This is a genomic window from Robertmurraya mesotrionivorans, assembly GCF_050971805.1.
In the GTDB taxonomy this organism is placed as follows: domain Bacteria; phylum Bacillota; class Bacilli; order Bacillales; family Cytobacillaceae; genus Robertmurraya_A.
Genome location: NZ_JBPCCH010000006.1, coordinates 120,834 through 145,223 on the forward strand (window position 1 = coordinate 120,834; position 24,390 = coordinate 145,223).

A 24,390-nucleotide genomic window follows, 5' to 3' on the forward strand; every position below is an offset into this window, starting at 1 on the left:
ACAGATAATTTTGTATAGGGTTTCAATATTTTAGAAGTAGGAAGGATATTCTGCTACTGCACCAAAATTAGGAAATGAATTCACAAAAAATGGATGAGCCTAATCAGCCCATCCATTAGTTCATTTCCCTATATTCTTTTGGTGAGATCCCTACTAATTCCCTAAATACTCTCGCAAATTGCTTCGGGTTCTTATAGCCAACCATCTCACTCACTTCAAAAACTTTAAAATCACTTTCTTTTAATAGTCGACTTGCCTCTTCAATCCTGACCATTTTTAGATAATCAACGAAATTCTTGCCTGTAAATTCCTTAAACATATGACTGAAATAGGAATAGTTCAGTGAAATATAATTGGATACCACAGCAAGGTTTAAATCTTTATGATAGTTTTCTCCGATATATTCAAGAGCTCGGTCCATATATTTTTGCTCAGAATAAACGGATTTCATTTGTTTATGATATTCATGTATTCTCATTAGTAAGTCTTCAAGCGCGCGGAAATACTCATGAAAATTATCAAAATTATATATCTCGTCCATTTTATTCAAGACCTTGAATGTCTCAAGAGATTCTTCTCCTAACCTTGCAAAAAAGCCTTTGAAGATAATTTCATTAATTTCTTTATTTAAGTTTTCAAGGTAACTGATGTCACTCTTAGAGATTAAATCAAAATCCATCACCGTCAATAAAAGAGATTTAATCTCCTTTTCCCGGTCTGTCCCAAGCATATTGGAGATTTTGTTGATTAGATCGACAGGCAGAGTTTCAAATTTTTCCTTTTCCTTCACCTTCTCATAGTAAATTACGTGGCTTCGAGGGTAAAGAAAGCGGTACTTCAAAGCTTCAGCTGCTTGCCCATATATCCTCTTTATCTCGGTCATATCTTCTGCCCTTTCACTTACACCCATTGAAAAAGCAATATTCCTATCTCTCCCTAACTGATCCTTTAGGCGAGAGAAAATCAGACTGTCCGAAGTGAGCATGACGGTTCGATGATCTTTATCAAGAAAGGAAATGTAATTCCCATGGTTTTCTGAAGGGAGTAGATCATTAATTCTGTGAAGAAAATCCACTCCCTTAATAACTTCCCCTGAATCAATGATTGAAACATAATATCCATCAGAGAAAGATTCCATTTGCATTTTTTGATAAAGACACTTGATTTCTTCTTTGTCGAGATTGGGATTTAGCAATATATAATTCAGCTGGCTGGTACGGTACTCATCCATATGCTGATAAGTCATTTTATTATTGGATTCCAATTCTTCAATAATCGTATTCAACGTTTTAAACAGTTCTTTCCTGTTAACAGGCTTTAATAAATAATCTTTCACCTTTTGCTTAATCGCTTCTTTTGCATAAGCAAAATCGTCGTACCCACTAAGAATAACAAGTGCGGGCTTTTTATCCATCTCTTGAAGCTCTTTGATTAACTGAATTCCATTAAGATGTGGCATTTTTATATCAGTAATCAGGATATCAGGATGTTCTTGATTAATACAATCCAGAGCATCCAAGCCATCTGCCGCAACAAAAGTTTCGTATGTTGGATACTCCCTTTTGATCATCGCCTGGATTCCTTGGCGGATATTTTTCTCATCATCGGCAATAAGGATTCTATACAATGTGACTTCCTCCTTTCATTAATTTACAAGGCACCTTAATCGTCACGACTGTAAACTCTCCTTCTTTACTCGCGACTGAAACGCCATATCTATTTCCATAGTATAGTTTAATTCTCTCATTCACATTTTTAACGCCTATGCCATTTCCATCCTTAAATGAATATTGAACTCTTTCCTGGTTTGATTGGATTTGGTCATTCAGTCGGTCACATTGTTCTAGAGTCATCCCTGAACCGTTATCGGTAATATTAATGATGGCCGTCCCAGCCGAATACTCCGCCCTAATACAAATAATGCCTTGACTTGAAAGATTTTTGGGTATGATTCCGTGTTTAACTGCATTCTCCACAATGGGTTGCAGTGACATTTTCAAAACTTCCTGCTCCAGCATTTCTTTAGGCACATCAACTTCCAAATTTAGCAGTCCATCCAGACGTAAATTCATAATTTCAATATAATTTTTTATATATTGAAGCTCGTCTTCAAGGACAACAAAATCGTTTTTCCACCTGAGGTTATAGCGCATCATTTCACCTAAACACGTAATAGCGTCTGAGATATCATACTTACCCTCAATTTCTGCCATCATTTTAATATTTTCAAGTGTGTTATATAGGAAATGTGAGTCTATTTGTGTTTTAAGAGCCTTTAGCTCTGTTTCTTTTGCAGCAGCCTGCTTGTTCACTGCATCTGCGATCAAGCTATTGATTTTTCCCAGCATATTTTTAAAATGAAAACTTAGCTCTGCAATTTCATCATGACCACTGATTTCTACTTCAGTGCTGAAATCTCCTTTTTCTACACGTTTCATTGAGTTTTTAAGCCTATACATTTTTTTTAGAAGCAGCTCAATAAGCAGGTATGTGAATAAAGATAGAATAATCACTAGAACGATAATGCCGCTCAAGAATACATTCCTTGTCTTCGCAGTTTCAGCGTTTAGGCTCTCCAGCGATATTACATTTAGTAAATTAGCCTCTAGGTCATCTAAATAAGCAGTAATGACAAGATAAGGGGTACCATTGCTCATAACTTGAAAACTTCCCTTACCTTGTTTTTTAGCCTTAATAAATTCACTTTTAAGCCCTTCTGGATCAAGTTCTTCATCTTCAAAGAAGGTATGCTGGTAATTTCTGATCATGTTCATATCCTTATCGAGCACGACATAGACAGAATCCAAATTATTCACCGTTCCAAACATCTTTGGGAAGAAGTTTTTCAGGAACATATTGATTTCAATGATTCCCAAGTGTTCATCCTTTGGGTAATCAAGCTCCCTTAATAGAGAAATTTTAGATGTATTCTGTGAGGGTAGTCTTTCAAGAACATCTTCATTCTGTTGATCGAACCACCACAGTTCCATTCCATTTCTACGGATTACCTCTACTCTCCATGGCTTGTCCAGGATTCTCTTCTCATGAAATAGAATCGGCCACATCTCGGTAATATATGGATTGGTCGTATAAAGGCGAATGTTTTCAATAGCAGGATTATTCGCCTGCAGTCTTGTTACATTTGATAACTCATTCATTTTAAAATCGATCAGCTGGTCAACATTTGCTTCATTCCTCGATTTAACGAAATCAATGAACTCCACATCAGAAACGACCATTTGCGCTGTACGCCTCATCGTTTCAATGTTGTTTTTGATATGAATTTTTTCAATTTCCAACGCATTTTCATTTTGGATCCTGATTTCATTTATGGCCCTGTTATATACATCCTTTGAATATATTGTAGTAAAAATGATGATTGGAATAATGATAATGGTGATATATAAAGCTATCAATTTTTGCTGCAAGGAAAGGCGCCCTAACCAATGAGCTAGCACTTTAGACAATCGTAAAATAAACACGTTGCTCACTTCCATCTATTTTTACCTATGGTTTGATTGTTGCGATTACGAATATAAATGAAACACATTTTACATGAGGTTTCCCGCTCTCAAGAACCTTATCTATCCATAGTATAACTAGTTTTTCATGTAAAAGTGATCATAAAGTTAACTATTCATTGAATGATTCCTCATCCTTATTAACAGGAAGAGACTGTCCCATTTAGAAAATTTCTAAATGGGACAGCCTTTTAATCATTTTATTTAGCTGCGTCAAGTTTCTTTTTGTTAAGCTCGTAAGTGTTTTGCTGATACTTTTCCACTTTGTCATAACCGTAAGACTCGCGCTTCTCTAAGAAGTCATTAAACAACTTATCGAATTCTTTATCGGATTTAGCTAGTAACAGTTTAGGCAGTGTTTTGCCCCATTCTTGTGCAATTTTACTTGCTGCAACTCCTTCAGCAGAAGTTCCAGTCGGGCTAATACCATCAAACTCAGCAAAGCTAACTGTCTTCCCTTTTGTCCAGTCTTCCATTTGCTTGAAAGGCTCAGATGAAGGTGGAAGCCATTGAAGGTTCATATTCGTATCCATTAGCATCCAATACTTAAAAGAAGCACCGTACTGTTGGTCAAATGCTGCACGATCTTTATTCAATAAGTCTAAAACTTCTGACTTGAATTCTGGTTTTCCGTTAACAACATCATATGTTTCTCCTTCTTTACCCATGTAAAGATCTAGTTGACCTTCTTCACTAATCAGGTATGTCAGGAATTGAATTGCTCTTTCCTTGTCTTTCACATCTTTAGAAATCAATGTTACAGTCCAACCTGAGATGCTGTCTCCTGCTAAAGTAGGAGCATCTCCCTTTGAGTTGGCAGGTCCATCAACAGCAATATAAACAGAGTTTGGATCTTTTGCATATAATGCATGTTGCTGAGCTGCAAGGTCACTACGTTGATAAAGCATTGCAAAATATCTGCCTTGTGAAATTTTTTCTTCCATTTGTGGACGCTTGTCAATAAAGATATCCTTTGCAAGAAGACCTTTGTCGTTAGCCTCTCTGAATGTTTTTAACCATGCAAGATATTCAGGATCTTGGCTACGGTCATAAACCTTTCCGTCTTTCTCCATAGGAATAGCAAGGAAGTTTTGAAGATAAGCTTCTAGAGATGTATTACCTACATCAGTGAATTCATTAAGTCCAAACGGAATCATTGGAGCACCATTAATTTCAGGGAATTTCTCCTTTGCGTCTTCAAGTGCCTTCAAGAAACCTTCAGGAGTGCTCATGTCAGGACTTCCAATCGCTTCATACATGTCCTTTCTGACAAGGAATGTCTGATTCGAAGGCTTAAGGTCTTTGTATTTTTCAAAGTCTTTTGGTGAAGAGGAAGCATTTGGATAACCGTAAGTATTTCCGTCCTCCTGCTTATACCATTCAATCTTTGCACCATCTGCTACTCTGTAAAAATATGGATCATACTGGTCAGCAAGTTCATTTAAAGGAAGTACAAGCTCTCCTTCAACCATCTTTTTAACAGCATCTTCCCACCAGCCTAATGTAATAAAATCAGGAAGTTTGCCAGAAGCAATCATCGTGTTCATTTTCTCTGCTTCATTACCTGCTGGAGAAATGAAATTAACTGAAACACCTGTTTTATCTGTTATATATTTTGAGACAACATCATCTCCCCATTTATGTGCGAACCAAGAAAAGTTTACATACCAGTCAAAAGTAATTGGTTCTTTGTTGGACTGCCAGCCAGGAGCATCCGCTGAAGCCTTTGGTTTATCTGCATCTTTCTTTCCGGAAGCGGTTTCATTCGTATTAACAGAACAGCCTGAAAAAAGTGCTAAAACCAATGATAGAATAAGAAGCAATGAAAAGCTTTTAAAGAATGATTTTCTCCTCATTTTTTGACCCTCTCTCTTTTTATTATTTTTGGGCCACATTACTAAATGTACACTGCTTTAATAAGACGGGAAAGACTTTTGTGACAAAACACTAGCCTTTCCCACATTTTAGGAAGAGGGAATCCTTCATATTAAAGCAAGTCATCCAATAATGAAGCATTTATCATTTAATTTCTTCATTTAAGAAGAATTAAATCCATTTCATCAGCCTTTTACTGAACCAATCAGCATTCCTTTAACAAAGTACTTTTGTAGGAATGGGTATACAAGCATGATTGGAAGGGTTGTAACAACCATTGTTGCTAGTTTAATAGATTGAGATGTTACCGTTTTTGTAGTAACTGTTCCTGCAGCATTCATCATCATTTGGTTAGAGCTAGACTCTGCCACAACCTTGTATAAATAAGTCTGGATTGGTTGCAAATCCGGATTATTCACGAAGATGACTCCGGCAAAATAGTCATTCCATTGATATACTCCCTGGAACAAGGCAATCGTGGCAATAACAGGCATCGAAAGCGGAATGATTACTTTTATAAAAATCATAAAATCATTTGCACCATCAATCTTCGCTGCTTCTTCTAAGGAAGCAGGCAATTCCCTAAAGAAGGAAACAAAAATGATTAAATGGAAGAAGTTAAACAACGTTGGGATGATATATACCAAGAAATTATCGAATAATCCGAGATCTCTAATTAAAAGGAAGTAAGGGATTAATCCACCACTGAAAAACATGGTGATGATTCCAATCATCATGTACAGTTTTCTACCGTAAAGGTCTCTCCTAGAGATTGCATAGGCAACCATTGCCGTAAAAAACACATGAGTGAGCGTCCCAATAACGGTTTTTGATATTGTTATCCCAAAAGAGGTTAAAATTCCTTGCGTTTGAAAAACTGCTTTATAATTTTCTATTGTGAATTCCCTCGGCCACCAGTAGATGCCACCACGCATGGCATCAACACCATCGTTCAATGAATTCACTACAACGTACCAAATTGGATAAAGGGTTATGCCACATACAAATAGCATGATCAGAATGTTTACATTATCAAAGATGTATTCACTGGTCGTTCTCCGATTACGTTTAAAAAGCTTAAACATGTATCCTCACCCCCTAAAATAATGATGTTCCACTTAATTTTTTTGTAATCTTATTAGCAGAAAGAAGAAGAATAAAAGCTATAATTGCTTTCATTAATCCAACAGCTGTTGCATAAGAGTACCTAGCATTCTGAATACCCATCTGGTAGACGTAAATATCAATAACATTTGATGCGCTTTCATTTAAAGAGTTTCGAAGAATTAATATTTGATCAAAGTTCGAATTTAAGACACCGCTTACAGCAAGAATGAAAAGGATTGTGATCGTCGGACGGATGGATGGCAATGTGATGTACCACATCTTTTGGAAACGATTTGCTCCATCAATCGTTGCAGATTCATATAGTTCCGTAGATACACCCGCAATTGCTGCGAGATAAATAATCGCTGACCATCCTAACTCTTTCCAAATATCTGATAGAATGATGATGGCCCAGAAGTTATCGGGCTCAGCAAGGAAATTGGTTCGTTCACTGATTAATCCAAGACCTAGTAATATATCATTAATCACACCGATATCGGCAAGCCATGTAGTCAGGATTCCTCCAAGGACTACCCATGATATAAAGTGAGGCAAGTACGAAATCGTTTGAACCGCCTTCTTGAGCTTTAATGAAGTAAGTTCATTTAATAAAAGAGCAAATATAATTGGAAGTGGAAACCCAATTAACAATTTAATTAAGCTGATTCCAAGCGTATTTTTCAGGACAATCCAGAAATTATCATCTTGCAGGAACTCTTTGAATTGCATCAATCCAACCCAAGGTGCTTCTGAAATTGTTTTGATAACGCTGTATTCCTTAAAAGCAATGATCAACCCATACATCGGGATATAGTTGAAAACAAACATCCAAACTACACCTAGCAGAGCCATTACCTGCAAATATTTTTGAGAAATGATTGTCTTTTTAATCTTTTTGTATTTTTCTTTTTTTGTGGGCTTTTCCCTAATGGTACCACTCTCTTGTTGTTCAACTGACTGCTGTACCTTGACTTCCATTTCTTTCACCACCTAAGTTGCTTTTGTCTTTCCTATACATTTATATTAAGAAAAGGTACTAGCATTTATAAGCCATGAAATTTTGCTTATGGTACCAATTTTTTAGATTCTGCTTTAAAGGTAGAAATATTGATACCATCATGATGGTATCGTTTTCATCTTTCAAAAGAGGGGCGGTTCCTCTGACACAAAAAAGAAGCAGGATTCCCTTTTTCAGAGTCCTGCTTCTTTTATTCAGTCTAAATCAAAAACCCTGGCCACGTCTTGACAGCGAGCCTTACAGATTTCCCTGTTGATAAGTTTTAGTTCAACTCTTTATAATATCTATTTCAAATATTAACTAATTTCTAGCGATAGGATGTTTTTTTAGATTTAACCCGTTCTTAAAGTCCGCTTTTTTATGGTGTTTTACAACATCATACCGCTTCTGTTCCCCACTTCTTCTCATCCTGAACAAACAGGATTCCTAACTCATGATGATCGCCTTCGTAGAGAGCTCGCTGGACAAAGCGAACTTGTCCATTTACGTCTAACACCTCAAGCTTACAGTGGGCACGGTTCCGTTGTAGCGCCTCATAGACCTCAGCTTCGTTATGTACGATTGTTCCATTTACCTTAGAAACAATCTCCCCAACGGAAAGCTGCATTTTTTGTGCAGGAGAATGTGGAAGCACTCCTAAAATCATGACACCTTGATTACGCTTGGAAAAATAGAATGGACCATTTTCTTCCTTTGTTTTTTGACTAAAGTAGATAACCTCACGACCTAGGATTCCGATCGCAACGACCGCTAATGATAGAATCGGTAGCCAATACGAGGCGATCGCGATGGCCGTTAGTACGAAACCATGAGCCATGATTTGCTTTCCGACATGTGTGACTGCCTGGGTTGGAAGTGCTCCTTGGATGTGCTGATAATGCCCGAGTGCAAACGGAACAAGCAGTAGTCCGTAGCCTTCTCCACCTACATCAAACACTGGCCACCATTCAAACGGCAGCTGCTGTAGGGCATCTCCAGGGATCAACAGAAGAAGCGGCAACATCCATACTCGCTTAAGTTCGTGAACGCCCACTCGTTGGCCGCGCTTGCTAGTCATAAGCTTAGGCGAGGTCCCCTTCTTTCCATTTTTCAAAATGAGAATGCCTTCTGCAATTACTAGTACAGCTAGAAGGACCGTGATGGAAGGGTAGAGCTTGTCTTCGAGACTGCTAAAAAGCTCTGGGAAAAGCGGGATACTCCAGTCCTTGCCCGCTGTGAAAAAGATGGCGAAGAAGGTAAGACCCACTGTGTATACCGATGATAGCAGGCGTACACGAATGCTTAGGATTATCGTGATTGCTGCGATAAATAGGATGGCCGCTAGCGGAATTACCACTCCCGCGGCGATCATAATGACCGATAGTACGGATCCGAGCAATAGTCCGAGCGGTAGTAACTGACGAAGCTCAAAGTAAGCATTTTCGACGCGAACGTGAAAGTGGCTTCGTTCCCTCTTTACTCGAGAAACTCCTAAAAATGCCGCGAGTAGAAAAGTGAAGTAAAACACTGGATGTATTAATAGTTTTGCGAATCCCCAAGCCATTTCTAATAGCCACTCTAGAACCAATCTAGCCACCAACCTTATCAATCTATTTCCGAACTTTTCTATTAATCTTTATTTTACCAAATGAAAGGAGAATTCGATATTAGAAATATTTTGGATAATAGTGGATGTGGGTTTTCAGAGGGGTATTCGATATACTAAAGTATACTACGAACACATATTTGCGTAACTTTCGAAGGTTTATGCGTAAGTTTTCGATTTTATGCGTAACTTTTACGATATATGCGTAACTTTCCACCACATTTGCGTAACTCCATAAAAAATACCCCCTCACCTACCAGAGCAAGGGGGTCATTCGTCACATTATTTCGCCAACAACCGGAGTCCAGTCTGCAGCTGCGTGTCATTGCTATCCTTCTTCATTTCCTCAATCACCGCACTCTCAAGAGCACTGGCTGTTTTGCTATCAATTTTCCCCGTCATCTCTAAGTCGTGTTGACGTTGGAAGGCCCTGACAGAGGTTTCGGTACGGTCATTGAAATAGCCGTCCTCTCGACCCGGATCAAGCCCAAGTGCCTTCAGCATTTGCTGGGCATTTTTGATTTGCTCGTTGTTCATATCCTTCTCTAACGCTTCGGTGATTTGAAGCGGATGCGTGTGATACAAGTCTGATTGGACGACCTTCACATCAGGTTCAATCCCCTTTTTGTGAATCCAGTTTCCATCAGGAGTTAACCACTTAAACAGAGTTAGCTTAATATTGCTGCCATCCCCCATCGGTACGGCTTGCTGAACGGTTCCTTTTCCGAACGTGGTCTCTCCAATGAGCTGGAATCCTTCCGCTTCCTGCAGTGCACCGGCAAGAATTTCAGAGGCAGAGGCGCTGCCTTTATCGATCAACACGGCAACAGGATACTCTTTATCTTTCGTTAGGTTTGAAAAATAGCGCATCTTCTCGCCATTTCGTTTCTCGATTTGCACGAATGGCTTTTCCTTTGACACGAATTCTTTCAATATCTCCTCCACGCTCGATAAAAGTCCACCTGGATTTCCACGCACATCAATCAGTAACCCATTGATGCCTTTATCTTCAAGCGCCTTTAACTCCTTTTTAAACTCATTAGCCGTTTCCTCTGAGAATGTAGTGATCTCGAGATACCCAATATCCTTCCCATTCTGCTTTTTCACATCACTATGCACCGTGATTTGCGGAATTTCATCGCGCTTCACGTTGACAACGAGCGGCTTAGTTAGGCCACTACGTGCAATTTCCAGTTTTACCTTTGTTCCTTTTTCACCACGGATTTTGAGGGTTGCTTCATAGAGGTCCACCCCGTCCAAGCTTTCTCCATCCACCGATAGTATTTGGTCATTTGGACGCAAGCCTGCTTTTTCGGCTGGAGAATCTTTAAATGGGGACACGATCACAATTTTCCCATCGACTAGACCTACTTCTGCACCAATCCCCTCAAACGAAGATTCTAGCGTACTGCTAAATTGCTTGGCCGTTTCTTTATCCATGTAAACGGAGTACGGATCGTCGAGTGTAGTTAGCATCCCTTGAATCGCACCTTCGATGAGTTTTTCTTGATCCACACTTTCCACATAACTAGTTAAAATTAATTCGTACGCTTTTTCGACTTTGTCCAATTCTTCTAGATTAATAGCCTGAGGAGTTCCCTCGTCGCTGCTTTCGGTATGTAACTCCACCTTGGACTCTGCCGCTAGCGCACCAGTATAATGCAAATACCCATATGTTCCTCCAGCACCTGTCAGCAATGACCCCGTCATTAGCAAGGCGACCCATTTTCGATTCATGAAAAATCCTCCTCTGAAGTAGCTTTGTTGTATGTATAGGGTCTATTTCTCCTTTCACAAGCTGTTGTTGCTGCGCAACAAAGGCTTCCTACAGGAGAAACAGCCCCTTAATTATTAGTACTTACCTACAAAGCATGATACAAAAAACACCCCACAAAGGTTGTGAGATGTCTTTGTATAACCACTATATGTGTGAAATGGACGAGTTATGAATTATTTCCGGACAACGAGTGTGGCGAGCTGTTTGGTTAGGGTTTCTAATTCTTTGAATGATTCGACCACTTGGGTGATTTGGTGGGATTGCTCTTCGACGCTTGCTAGTACTTCTTCTACTGCCGCACTGGACTGCTCGGAAACACTGGATAGCGAGGAGATTTCGTCGATCACCGCTTCTGAGTTTTTAGAGAAATGAACGAGACTTTTTTCCACTTCTTCTGCTTGCTGTAGTCCTTGCTTTGAAGAGGCGAGCATCGACTGGAACGTTTGACTTGTTTGCTTCGTCATTTCTAATCCTTTTTCAACCGCAAGCTGGCCGCCTTGTACTTGGCCTGTTACTTGTACCGTCTTTCTTTGAATTCCATCTAGGATGGCTTCGATTTCATGTGTGGACGCTTGAGAGGTTTCTGCGAGCTTACGAACTTCCCCAGCTACCACCGCAAAACCTTTACCTGCCTCTCCCGCGCGCGCTGCTTCGATCGCTGCGTTTAATGCGAGCAGATTCGTTTGATCGGTTACTTCTCTAATTTTTAAAACAATCGCTCCGATTTGTTGGGTTTGGTTGTTTAGCTCTTTCATCAATTGACTTGTATTTTCGACCGAGTCATAAACATCCTTCATTTCCGTTTCGAGCGTGTGAACCTTTTTTGTGCCTACTTGAGACGTGTGCTCGGTTTCAAGTGAGATTTTGTGAAGCGTTTGAGCAGATGTTACAACTGAACGAATCATATCTCCTGACAATTGCATCGTCTCATTCATCCCAGTCACAGAACTTGCTTGTGTCTCCATTCCTTTTGATATTTCGGAAAAAGCAGAGGTCAGCTCAACAGAAATTTGATTTGTTTTCTCTATATTTCTTTTAAAAGAATGGCTGAAGTTCTGCAGCACACCTACCGACTCTTTTACTTTTTCTAGCAATTCATCAACCTGATCTTTTCCTTGCTTTAACTCGACTCCGTCGGCTTCCATCTTTTGGGTTAGCTTTGAAGTAAGTCGTGCCTGTGTAAGGAACATGATTAACGTTACAATATTGATGACATTCAATGAGATTAAGATCGAAACATCCGCTCCGTAGAACATTTGCTCATTAAATTTGAAAAAGAAGTAATTGCTCAGAGCTAACCCGATCACTCCCGTAATGGCCATGGATCCCACTTGGTTATAAATCATGACAACTGCTAGAGCAAAATAAATCATTAAATAGCTTGATAGCTTTGGAGAACTAGAGACCATAAAGAAAATAAGGATCGCGATCCCAACAGCCACAATGTAATGAATATGTAGTGTAAACTTTTTCGTTAAAGTTAATGTCGTAATTATGGATACGAGTATAAATCCAACAATTGCAAATGTAAGAATTCCTTGTGTGCCAACGTTTGCAGCAAAGTTACTAGCAAGTCCTAAGGCAAAGCAAATCCATAGTAAAAGGGTGACCAGCTTGTTTCTTTCCTGCATATATTGAATTCTGTCCATATCAAATTCCCCCAATAGTTAATATGAAACAACATCCTTTAATGAGCGTGTGAAGTCATAACGTAAATCTACATAATGATTATCGCCCAGATACACAAGTGGACAATGTGGCATATCCTCGTAAACCGTTATGATTGTCCCTTGCTCCCCTGTATTTAACACGACTTTTTTTCCGATAAACTGATCCATTAAGTATTTAGTAAAAGGTACCGTGATCGTAGGGTTGAACTTTCCCTTTGCGGTTTCCTCCATTAAAATCATAACAGCAACGACGGGTGACTGCTCCCCCTTATACGGACGGACTGCTGTGATGGCATCATACGTGTCAGCGACCGAGATGATTTGAGCATGAAAAGGGATAACATCCTCTCGAACACCATACGGATAGCCAGAACCGTCTAATCTTTCATGGTGCATAAGTGTTCCCATAATCACCTTCGAGCGAGTCTCACCCATTTTTTTTAGGATATGTACCCCTTCAACCGTATGGTTTCGGATAAGCTCCCATTCTTCAGGATCTAGTTTTCCGTTCTTATTTAACACCGAAAGTGGAATAGCAAGTTTGCCGATATCATGCAAAATTCCTGTTTCCCCAAGTAGCAATATTGCTGCTTTATCCATCGCTAATAGCTTTCCTATAATGGAAGAGACTACCGCCACATTTAACGAATGAACATACGTAAATTCATCATCTTTCCTAAGGAGCTTGAGTAGTTCGAAATGCTCATCCTCCGCTACAATCGTATTAAGCATCGGTGTATACATATGCTCAAGCTTTTGCAGGGGCTGGTTGGAAGCGCTACCATTTATTGTTGCTTCCAAATCTTCGAAAATTGTTTTTAGCTGCCCAAGAGATTCCTTGTAGTTCTGTTCTAGTTTTTCAACACTAATAGATGGTTGGTTAATTGAACACGTGTCCAAGCGTAAATTATTATGACTCAAGTGACTTTGTAAAACAAAGATATGTCTTTCGTTTAATACTGTGCCTTTTCGTAGTAGTGGAATCGTTTTATTCTTTGCATACACATCTTCCGCTAGCATCGAGCCTACTAATTGTAAGGAAAGACTCCCCTTTGTTATCATTCCATACACCCCTATAGTTCGTTTTACCTGTGCAATTATTACTATTATAGTACCAAATTTTAGTTTTGAGTATAGGAATGGATGGGGTTTTATTTCGTAATGCTCAAAATATTTCTACAAATTTCGACTTTAACATAAAAAAAAGAAGAGGGAGTTCCTCTTCTACTTTAATATGAAATTAACTTAACACCAGTTCCTTTGCTACTAACTGCTGAATGAACTGATGTCCACTTCTTACAATTTGGTCTTTGTCATAATCCATAGACGCCACATGAAAGGAATTCTCCAATACGAGCCTTTCCTTATTAGTAGAGTGTACAGTTTGAAGGATATAATCGGTATTCTCAGGTGGAACAACATGGTCCACACTTGAGCGCATACCTAAAACCGGGCTCTCTATCTCAGGAAGGATACTCAACGTGTCCTCCATGACCTTTTGTAATTCATGAACCGCTTTTAATGGTACCTTTGGATAAGTAATTTCATGCACACCTTTTGCATGAATATCTGGTTCTGACTCATTTAGAAACCTCGGTTCAACCTGATCTTTTAAATAATCGTAGGCTGGAACTTCCAAAGCAGCGTTAATTAAAATGAGCCCCTTTATTTCTTTATGACGATGAGCTAAACGAAGAGAAAGTGTTCCACCCATTGACTGCCCGATAACAAAAATATGTGAACAATGTTGTTTTAATTGTAAATATGCTTTTTCTAATGAAGAGAACCAGTCTTGATAAGAGCAAGCTTCCATATCTTTATAGTGAGTTCCGTGCCCCTTTAATCTTGGGCATAAAACCGAATACCCTAATCTTGCAAACTCTTCCCCAATATACCGTACACTTTGAGGTGTCCCAAGAAACCCATGAGAAATAAGTACTCCAACTTCACTTCCCTTGAAGAAAAATTCTTCCGCTCCCTCGATAACCGGATATGTTTCTGCCATCTGTTTCGCCTCCATTAGTAAGCAGTTATTTCAATTTTTATCTGTTACTATACTATAATCCATATTATACCCATCTGTAAACTAGGAATTAAATAAAAAAAGCACATTTTATTTTAACTCCATCTTTCCCTTAAAATAATCTCTAAAAAACAGAAACAGAAAACATTTTTACTACTTAGAAAAAAAGGAAACCCATAAGGATTCCCTTTATCTTTTTACAAGTTGAATCATGTAATCTTTTAAAAAACTTCCCCTCTAAACAAGCTCCCATTTCAAAACCCTATTCACCTTTGTCACACCTTGAGAATGGAATAATATACTTTCACTTAATTCTTTTGAAAAGTATAAAGAGGTAAATACCTGTTCACCGTTATTTGCAAAAATCTCAATGGATGAGACATCTATAAAGATGGATAGATGAACAGGATTGGATAGATCAATCAACTGACTTCTTATAAAGTCCTTCTTTGTCCCCGTATTTTCAATTACGTATTTTGACTCGCTTCGATCCATTACCATTTCGTTTTTACTTTTATCAAATATTAATGAGAGTTTTTCATTTGCAGATCTGAAAAATTCAATCGTAAACTGATTGCTTTCTGTCATTTCAAATTGAATATCCAGTCTTTGGCTGATCCCATTTATACTAGTATTCTCGTAAAGTCCCTTGATTGAGAAGTCATTCAGTTCTACTACATTTCTTTGATAGGTTTCAATTTTATGATAAGGCTTTTGAATAAGCTTTCCATTTTTCATTGATAATTCTCTAGGAAGTGTCATTGAACCGTTCCAGCCATGCCCCAGCTCATGCAGGGGATAACTTCTTTCCCACATATTCATCCATGCGATCATAACTCTCTTTCCTTCTGCAGTTAAAACCGTTTGTGGGGCATAAAAGTCAAAGCCCTGGTCAAGTTCTTGCTCCCCCTCCACTTTAAATTCACCTGTAGAGTAATTGAACTCCCCAATTAAAGCCATTGTCGAATGCACATTTTCAAATCTATTCCCAACCCGCGGTTTTTCCTGAGGTGAAAAAAGTAAGACATGTTTGCCATCCAGTTCAAATAAATCTGGACATTCCCAAACAGTTCCATAATTCTTACCTAGTGATAACTGATTTAGATATTCCCAATTCACTCCATCTATGGACGTATAGAATAATACATGCCCAATAAACTCGTTACTCTTAGCCCCAACTGCCATATAAAACCTATCTCGGTAGATCCATACTTTTGGGTCTCTGAAATCTTCAACCCTGATTCCCGTTGGGACCTGGTCCGATGTAATAACTGGGTTATTCTCATACTTTTCGTAAGTTATCCCATCCACCGATTTAGCTAAACACTGCACTTGTCTAATATAGGGAACCGTTTCTTGACTATCAGGAATTGGTTTCTTTTTAAAATCCTTATCATATTCGACGTCAAGCAGTGAATCAATATGGCCTGTATAATATAACCAATGTTCATTACCGACTTGAATCCCAGAACCTGAAAAGACACCATTTCGGTCATAATCTTCACCTGGTTTTAATGCAATTTCTTTGTGATTCCATTTGATAAGATCAGAACTTACTGCATGCGCCCAATGCATGGGGCCCCAAACGGTATCATGAGGATAATGCTGATAAAAAAGATGATATTCGTTATTAAAGTATGAAAAACCATTTGGGTCATTCATCCACCCACACTCAGGCATTAGATGATAGTTATGTCGATAAGTTTTATTAATTACATTTGTTTGTATTGTCATCCCGTTCACTCAAGTCTCCTTTTTCCAAATTGATTTCAGCTCAAAGACTTTAATTGATTTGATCATGATATCTTCCTCACCAATTAAAGAGATGTAATCACTATTTTTTAATGTGGGATATATTCTGCTTGAAATCATTTTTTCGTTATTTAAGTAGCATTCAATTGCCGAGTGATCAATATAAATATGAGCAGAAAAGCCCTTTTCAATATCAAGGAAGCCTCCTTGGAGATCACCTTCACGACCCAAACTGCTTTTGCTTCGGTCGAGCCAAACTTGCTTGTTTTTCTTATCATAGACTAGGCTTGTTTTTTCTTGATTCGTAGGATCCTTTTTACACTCAAACCCAACCAATCTTTCCGTATGTTCGAACTCCATAATAACCTCAAGCATTTTTCCACTTATCTCTTTAAGTTTTTCATTTATTTCAACTAATGGTCTATCCGCTTCATCCACGAGTACTTTATTTCTTAGAGCTACCAGGTTTTCTATAGGTTTCACTCTGAGTTCATTATTTTCTAAATACACTTCAATAGGAAGTCCAGCATTATGGGCCCAACCAGAATCGTATTCTTCCTGCTCATTTCGGTTTCCTTGGAGAATAGAGAAAACAATAGATTTGTTCGTAACGGGATCAACAAAACCACTTGGTCCACTAAATTTAAACTTTCCGTAATCCATCAATTGTGGCTCAGTTGAATCCGGAATGAACCTTAGGCTTTTCTTATCGAACTCTCCAAGATAATAATAAGTATCCACCTGATATTTTGTTTCTTTGTTAAAGTAGCTCATGAACAAAAAGACGTACTTTGTATTTCCTTTATCGTCAGAAACCGGTAGCAAAACAGGCAGTTCCCAATTTGTCCCTAAATAAGGGAAAGCTTCACTGTCTACGGTAAAAAAGTCTCCTTTAAACTGCCAATTTTCACAATCAGTCGATGTATAGATCCAGGCGGTTGGTCCTTTATCTTCCATTCCACCGCCTATGATGAGGTACCATATCTCTTCCTTACCATCTTTCCAAACAAAAGGATCCCTGAATTGAGAAGGCATTCCTTGTTTATCCGTTTGAGTAATAGTACCTTGATGGTCCATTTCCCATTCCACAAGGTGTATGTCCCCTAAATTTTTCGGGCGAGCGATGGCAACTCCCTGGTTATAACTTTTAGCCAAATTGGCGGAGGTATAAAATAGATATGGAATATTTTTTGGACCGATGGTAGCTGAACCAGACCACACCCCTGATGGCGTTAATTCACCTCTCTGGGGAAATAAAGCTGTTTTTTCATTTTTCCAAAAAACCATATCATCACTTGTCCAATGTCCCCAATGCAAATTCGAGAAATAAGGACCCGATGCATTTTTCTGATAAAACAAGTGATACTTTCCTTTGTAATAAAAAGGAGCGTGAGGTTCATTCATCCAATGTTGTGGCGGTATGGCATGATATTGCGGCCGATGAATATCATCTAACAGTTTACTCTGATCGAGATCTATATCCTTAAAATTAAGTGAGAGCTTCTCTTGGACATTAATAAAGTCATTTTGAATCATTTCCGCTGACCAGTGTTCATCATAAATTCGTATATAGTCGACTAATCCAGAGAACATTCCGCCCTTAAAAACGTCACTGATTTTGAAAGGGGTATTATTTAACCCGATTGATAATGGAATATCAGCATTCTCGAATCCATCTGTTAGTTCACATATTACTCGTTGAGAATTTATATAGATTGAAATCAAATTGGTTTCTTGGTTTAAGGTAACCGTAATTTGTGATTTCTTGAACAATTCCAGTTGTTCCTTACTCCTAAATCGATGTATCTGGTTCCCATTCCCTAATTCAAATTGGACTTCCCCATGCTGGAAAAGGGTTAACGCAAAACCTTTTTTCTTCTCTTTATCTAATTGATCAATGATTGTTGTAGATACTTCGCCATGACACGCTTCAAAACAACGTGGGGCAATAAGAGTAACGATCGTCAAGGATCCCTTTACTTCTATTGGTTCATCCTTTATATACGTGGAATATCCGTCAAAATCTAAAGCGTAACCTTCAAGTGTAGATGTGACCCAACTCGGGGAACAACTTCCCTTATACCTTGCATGGTTAAAGACATATTCAATAGATAACAGATTGTCCCGAATCCGTTCTTTGGTTACATTTCCCTTCCCCTCATTCAAACTAAGGTCATATAGTAAACTCATAAGTCACCTCTAATAGAATGTTATTTAATTCCGGTTGTTGAGTTTTGTGGCATAATGTATTTTTGACCAAAAATATAAACGATTAGAATAGGAATAGTTGTAACGGTTAGCCCCGCCATCACCTGATTTAAATAGATTGGTTTCGTTTCATTCATAATATTTACAGCCACAGATAATGGGTATTTATTTGTTTCAGTAAAAATCATAAGAGGCCAAACATAATCATTCCAAGATCCTACAAAAACCAGTATGCCAATTGTCATGAAAATCGGTTTTGAGATAGGGACAGCAATTTTTGTGAAAATTTGCCAATCCGAAGCACCATCCATATATGCAGACTCTCTTAACTCCTTCGGGATCTTCTTAAAAAACACCATAAAGAGATAGATATTAAATGCACTGCCAATATGCGGCAAGGCTAATCCCCATACGGTGTTTGTAAGGTTCATTTCGTTGATGATAATAAAAATTTGGATTAGAACAGACTGAAACGGGAATATGATCAAGATAAGTAACGTACCAGTAATATACTTTTTAAAAGGTATATCAAATGTAGCCAGTGCATATCCAGCTAATGAGTTTACTAGTAAACTTCCAAAAACAATCACAAAACTATAAATAACACTATTAAAGAAATGTAGCCCAAAGTTAAATCTGCTAAACATTTCCCTATAAGGATCAAACCAGGCACTCATATTACTGAAATTTGGTATAAAACTGCTAATTGTACCAATTTCTCTTGATATTTCTGCTACCGATTTCGTGCTACTTACAAACATCCAGACAGTGGGGAATAGGAACAGAATCGTAAATGCAATTAATAGGAGAATTTTTAAAAACATAATTACATTAAATTTCTTCAATTTTTATTCCTCCTTAACCAATTTTCTTTGAACAAAGGCGATAATAATCAATATCAATGCGAATACAACTGTTATAGCACTTGAATAGCCGATTTGACGGTATCTAGTTCCCTGTTCAAACATATATAAGAGAATGCTAGATGTACTACCTTGAGGACCACCATTTGTTAAAACTAACGGTTCAATGATGATTTTAAATGTCCCTGTAGTTACTACAATTAGTACAAAAACAAGCTGATCTTTTATACTAGGAACAGTAATATACCTAAACTTCTGCCAAGCATTCGCACCTTCTAAATCAGCTGCTTCATACAATGATGATGGGATTTCCTGAAGGGCAGCCATGATTATTAACATTTGAAAGCTTATCCCTTGCCAAAGAATAATAAAAGAAATGGTTTGGAGTGCTAAATCTGGATTACCGAAGAATTCTTGCTTTGCAAAGCCCAATTCTGCTAGAAAGACGTTTACAATACCTAGTTCTGGATCTAGGATATTTTTCCAAAGTAAAGAAACCACAATAATAGATAAGATATACGGGGAAAAGAATGCCGTTCGAAAAAAGGTATTCACTTTTGATTTTTTTGCAATTAAAATGGCTAAAAATAATGACAATGCGACTTGCAAAGGCACAATATAAATGACATATTTGGTAGAGTTAAAAAGAGATTGCTTTGCGTATTTATCTTCTAAAATCCCAAAGTAGTTATCCAAACCAACAAATGAGATATTATCTGGTTTCAGAAGATAATAATTTGTAAATGAATAGCCAACTGCGAGAATTAACGGGTAGATAACAAACACACCAATCAAAATAAATGCAGGTAGTAAAAATAGAAATTTAGTACTAAATAAGAAACCTATTAACCCATGCTTATTTCTTATAATCTTGTTCATATAAAAACTCCTTAATAGAATAGAAAGTGTACGAACAATCGTACACTCACTATTTTATTATCATAATTAGCTTTTACTTAAATCTAGTAGCTTCTCTTTCGGCTTTTTCAATCGCATCCTTAACTAGATTCTCTACAGAATCCGTTCCTAACGCAATTCCTTCGACAATATCACCTAATACATCTTCTAGCACCGGGAAGATTGGTGAATTCGGTTTCACATGTTCCGTTTCCACTAACTGATCTAACATTAACTTTCTAGGATACTCACTATATTTTGCTGAAGAAGCAAGTAACTCTTCATGACCTGGGATAAGTCCAGCAGCTTCTTCCATCGCCATAGCACTATCTTTATTTGTTAGATGAGCGACTAGTTCAGCTGTAAGTTCCGGGTATTTTGTATCTTTTGTAGCAGCTACATACCAGCTCCCATGTGGTGCCGAATTATGCCCTTCTTTTCCAAATGGATAAGGCATTAAAGACCAATTTAAATCAGGATACTCCTTTGTTAAAACATCAATCATCCAAGGTCCTTCAAAACTAATTGCAGCTTTTTCTAAGGCAAATGCATTTTCCCTAGCAGTAGGAGAAACGATTCCGTCTCTAAAAAGGGTCTCCATAAATTTAAAAGCTTCAATTGTATTTTCGCTATTTAAATAACCATCGGTATCTAATCCATTTTCTCCGACTAATTGGCCATTATTAGAGAAGATGATTGGTGAATGCGCATACATTTGCCAACCACTGTTATCTGGGAACATATGCACAGGCTCTTGCCCCATATAATCTTTAAGAATTTTAGCATTCTTTAAAAATTCATCGTAGTTCCAAGCTAAATCCAAAGTCCAATTCCCATTTTCATCAGCAGGAATTTCTATTCCAGCAGCTTTAAATAGATCTGGGTTGTAAAAAACAGGGGAAGATAAATCAAAAGATTGTAACGCATAAAGGTTATCACCTACACTACCTGCTTTTACGATTGCATCTAAGTAGGAATCAATAGTAGTTTGATCTAAATATTCATCTAAAGGTAGAAGAAGCTCTGAGTCAACGTATGATGCAGTATGCACGCTTTCTAGTGTAATAACATCAGGAAGATCTCCCGTTGTTATTGCTGCGTTGATTCTGTCATTATAGCCGCTTCCCTCACCAGTTTTTACAATGTGTTCAACCGTAACCTTTACATTTTCATGTTTTTCTTCAAATTCCTTAGCACGTAAATCATAGTTTAAACCCTCTGGATCTTCAGCCGAAACATGTACCCATACTTTTAATTCTTTTACTGAATCTACCTTATCGTTAGTATCAGCTTGATTGTTTGCAGAATCAGAACAAGCTACTAAACCAAAAACTAGTAAAAAAATCATGAAAAGGCTAACATTTTTCTTCATATGCTTTCCCCCTTTTTATATATGGAAATGTTTCCACAATAACTATAAATAAAAGGGCACTGCCCCATTATAAGAGGTGGAAATGTTTCCATCTTTAACCACAGTATATAAAACAGACTCCTGTTTGTCAATCTGTTTTAAAAATATTCTTAATATAAAATTAACGTGTTGTCCCACCCCTTAAAAACTGTACAGGATGTATTTTAGGGTTCACCTGTTCTCCGTTTAATTTCTTGATGACAAGTTCCACTAAACTTCTCCCCATTAACTCAACAGGTTGCCTAATGGAAGAAAGTTTGGGCCTAAACATTGCATATGTCTGAATGCCGTCATACCCTATAATTGAAAGATCTTCAGGAATACGTATACTTCTATCCTGTGCAAGTTGTACGAGTTCCAATGCCATCATATCATTCTCAACAAAGACCCCATCAATATTCTTGTATTTATCTAAGAATGTATTTAAAAAAGTCGTTTGGTCCTTTATCGGATCCTCTTCAATATAAAGTGTATAGTTTATTCCGGTTTCCTTCGCCGCATCTTCAAAGCCTTTTAGCCTTTTTTCTACTTCAGTAAAAATGGTTTTGGAATAAGTCCCTATATATGCCACATGGTTACACCCAGTTTCTTTCAACACCTGTAGAGCCATCTTACCACCACCATAATTATCACTTGAAACATATGGTATCTCTCCAATATGGCGATCAACTAAAACAATAGGCATTGAATGATTGATTTCACTTTCTATAGAGTTATATGAAATCCCAATAATCCCCGAGACTTTATTTTGCTTAAGCATGCTTATATACTTTAGCTCCTTTTCTTTCTGACCAGTAGAATTACAGAGAATCATTTTGTAGCCCTTTTTATCAAGCTCATCTTCTATAAAGAAGGCCAACTCAGAAAAGAAGGCATGATGAATAGAAGGCAGAAATAACGCAACCGTTTTGTTATCTTGTGTCACGAATGCTCTTGCCGTTTCATTTGGAACATATCCTAATTTTTTTATAGCATCTAGTACCTTTTTTTTCGTTTCTTCACTTACATAACCAGACTCATTAATAACCCGTGACGCTGTTCCTAAGCCTACTCCAGCTAATTTTGCTACATCCTTTATTGTTGCCATAGTATCACCTCAGCTAAAATCATATCATATGTGGAAATGTTTCACTATTATTTTCATTAGTATGGTTCATTTATATCAAGGTATGAATAGAATCGTCTTCCTCTACTTTATATTAATATCTCACTATTAATCATTCCAACAAAAAAAAGCGCAATCTGTCTATAAATGAATAGACAAACTGCGCTTTTTTATAGGGATTATTTTTTACAATGGTACAATTCCACGAGGGTCAATCGCATTGGACTTCGATGCATTCCATCCACCACGGTGAAGCTCGAAGTGTAAATGCTGGCCATAGGAATCACCTGTGTTACCCATGTTTCCAATGAACTGGCCTTTAGATACGACTTGTCCTTCACCCACTGCACGGCTGCTCATATGAGCGTACACCGTTGTATAGGTTTGACCGTTAATAGAATGGGCAATAAATACTGCATTTCCATAGCTAGATGAATAATACGAGCGAATAACTACACCGTCAGCAGCGGAAACAATTGGAACCGTTCCTTTTGCTGCAAGATCGACCCCTGCATGCAGTTTACCCCAACGGACACCAAATCCTGAAGATAGGTAACCCGCTGATGGTCTTGTGAAAGATCCACCGGATACAGCTGGTGCTGAAACGGTACTGCCTCCGCTGCTACTTTCTGTACTACCGCCACCTGACGAATTGTTTGCGGCTGCTGCTGCGGCCGCCGCTGCAGCAGCTGCTGCAGCCGCTTGGCGTTCTTGCTCCATTTGAATGGCTTTTTGCATCGCAGCTGCTTGATTAGCTAAGATCGATTGCTCTTCTGCTAGCGCCATTTTATGGTTATGAAGTTCGGTCTCTTCTTGTTGAAGAGTGGCCATTAACTTGTCCTTTTCAGCCTTTTGTGTTTCAAGGCTTTGCTTCATTCCTTCGAGGTCAGCAAGCATTTTTTCTAATCCAGCAAGCTTGTCCTCTACTTCTTTTTTCTTAGCTTCAAGTTCTTCTTTATCTGCTTGATGCTCTCTTAAAATATCTTGGTCGGCTTCCACAATGGTAGCCACCGCACTCATGCGATCGATAAAGTCTGAAAAGCTCTTTGCCCCCATCAATACATCGATATAACTAACCATACTTCCGTTTTCTTGGAAGTTACGAGCACGGTCCTTTAGCAATTCATTTCGCTTTGCAATACGCTCTTCTAGAACAACGATTTCTGCTTTTAATGTTTCAATATCAGCCTTTGTATTCTCGATTTCAACGTTCTTTTCAGCAATCTTGTTTTCCGTATCTGTTACCTTCATATCAATCTCTTTTATTTGAGCTTGAATACTATCCTGCTGTGCTTGATTCTCAGATAGCTTTTTTTCCGCTTCCTCTAGCTGTGAATCTACTTCTGATTTTTCTTCTTGAATTTGGCTCTTTTCTTCCTGAAGGTTTTCGATTGTGTTCGCCTTTACTGGAGAGACAAGAACACTTCCGAAACCTATTGCAGCAGCAAGTGTGACATATGTTATCTGTTTTTTCACTCCGATTTCTCCTTCCAAATGCTAAGTTAGTCGTTCGATAGACAGATAGATTCTAGTCTATTAATCTAGTCATTTTTTATGTAGAAAAGGAACCTCGTACAT

Annotated in this window: 17 protein-coding genes; all 17 read right to left on the bottom strand. The window is 38.1% G+C overall.

Annotated features, from left to right (window positions below):
- Positions 1-115: 115 nt before the first annotated feature.
- The gene (locus ACRX5O_RS12255; RefSeq protein ID WP_433906215.1) at positions 116-1,627 is read right to left on the bottom strand and encodes a response regulator transcription factor; all 1,512 of its coding nucleotides are present in this window, start codon (positions 1,625-1,627) and stop codon (positions 116-118) included.
- Positions 1,620-3,497 (bottom strand): sensor histidine kinase, encoded by a 1,878-nt coding sequence (locus ACRX5O_RS12260; RefSeq protein ID WP_433906216.1) that lies wholly within the window; start codon positions 3,495-3,497, stop codon positions 1,620-1,622. The genes ACRX5O_RS12255 and ACRX5O_RS12260 overlap by 8 nt, the downstream gene beginning before the upstream one ends.
- A gap of 224 nt (positions 3,498-3,721) precedes the next feature.
- Positions 3,722-5,377 (bottom strand): type 2 periplasmic-binding domain-containing protein, encoded by a 1,656-nt coding sequence (locus ACRX5O_RS12265; protein ID WP_433906217.1) that lies wholly within the window; start codon positions 5,375-5,377, stop codon positions 3,722-3,724.
- A gap of 204 nt (positions 5,378-5,581) precedes the next feature.
- Complete coding sequence (locus tag ACRX5O_RS12270) at positions 5,582-6,481, bottom strand: carbohydrate ABC transporter permease (RefSeq protein ID WP_433906218.1); 900 nt, start codon at positions 6,479-6,481, stop codon at positions 5,582-5,584.
- A 13-nt stretch (positions 6,482-6,494) separates the two neighbouring features.
- Positions 6,495-7,481, bottom strand: coding sequence for an ABC transporter permease (locus ACRX5O_RS12275; protein ID WP_433906219.1), 987 nt, complete (start codon positions 7,479-7,481; stop codon positions 6,495-6,497).
- Positions 7,482-7,897: 416 nt separating this feature from the next.
- Positions 7,898-9,088 (bottom strand): PDZ domain-containing protein, encoded by a 1,191-nt coding sequence (locus ACRX5O_RS12280; protein ID WP_433906220.1) that lies wholly within the window; start codon positions 9,086-9,088, stop codon positions 7,898-7,900.
- A 300-nt stretch (positions 9,089-9,388) separates the two neighbouring features.
- Positions 9,389-10,843: a S41 family peptidase gene (locus ACRX5O_RS12285; RefSeq protein WP_433906221.1), complete on the bottom strand. Its 1,455-nt coding sequence runs from the start codon at positions 10,841-10,843 to the stop codon at positions 9,389-9,391.
- A gap of 213 nt (positions 10,844-11,056) precedes the next feature.
- A complete protein-coding gene (locus ACRX5O_RS12290; RefSeq protein WP_433906222.1) occupies positions 11,057-12,532 on the bottom strand; it encodes a methyl-accepting chemotaxis protein in 1,476 nt (491 codons plus the stop codon).
- An 18-nt stretch (positions 12,533-12,550) separates the two neighbouring features.
- A complete protein-coding gene (locus ACRX5O_RS12295; RefSeq protein WP_433906223.1) occupies positions 12,551-13,615 on the bottom strand; it encodes an HD-GYP domain-containing protein in 1,065 nt (354 codons plus the stop codon).
- Between the two features lie 178 nt (positions 13,616-13,793).
- Positions 13,794-14,558, bottom strand: coding sequence for an alpha/beta hydrolase (locus ACRX5O_RS12300; protein ID WP_433906224.1), 765 nt, complete (start codon positions 14,556-14,558; stop codon positions 13,794-13,796).
- 255 nt (positions 14,559-14,813) lie between these two features.
- The gene (locus ACRX5O_RS12305) at positions 14,814-16,310 is read right to left on the bottom strand and encodes a glycoside hydrolase family 32 protein (protein WP_433906303.1); all 1,497 of its coding nucleotides are present in this window, start codon (positions 16,308-16,310) and stop codon (positions 14,814-14,816) included.
- Between the two features lie 9 nt (positions 16,311-16,319).
- Complete coding sequence (locus ACRX5O_RS12310; protein WP_433906225.1) at positions 16,320-18,518, bottom strand: glycoside hydrolase family 32 protein; 2,199 nt, start codon at positions 18,516-18,518, stop codon at positions 16,320-16,322.
- Positions 18,519-18,538: 20 nt separating this feature from the next.
- Entirely contained in the window at positions 18,539-19,381 is an 843-nt protein-coding gene (locus ACRX5O_RS12315) for a carbohydrate ABC transporter permease (RefSeq protein ID WP_433906226.1), read from the bottom strand.
- Positions 19,382-19,384: 3 nt separating this feature from the next.
- Positions 19,385-20,278, bottom strand: coding sequence for a carbohydrate ABC transporter permease (locus ACRX5O_RS12320; protein WP_433906227.1), 894 nt, complete (start codon positions 20,276-20,278; stop codon positions 19,385-19,387).
- A 73-nt stretch (positions 20,279-20,351) separates the two neighbouring features.
- On the bottom strand, positions 20,352-21,668 hold the full coding sequence (locus ACRX5O_RS12325; RefSeq protein ID WP_433906228.1) for an ABC transporter substrate-binding protein: 1,317 nt from the start codon (positions 21,666-21,668) through the stop codon (positions 20,352-20,354).
- Positions 21,669-21,828: 160 nt separating this feature from the next.
- A complete protein-coding gene (locus ACRX5O_RS12330; RefSeq protein WP_433906229.1) occupies positions 21,829-22,794 on the bottom strand; it encodes a LacI family DNA-binding transcriptional regulator in 966 nt (321 codons plus the stop codon).
- A 204-nt stretch (positions 22,795-22,998) separates the two neighbouring features.
- Positions 22,999-24,288 (bottom strand): murein hydrolase activator EnvC family protein, encoded by a 1,290-nt coding sequence (locus tag ACRX5O_RS12335; protein ID WP_433906230.1) that lies wholly within the window; start codon positions 24,286-24,288, stop codon positions 22,999-23,001.
- Positions 24,289-24,390 lie beyond the last annotated feature (102 nt).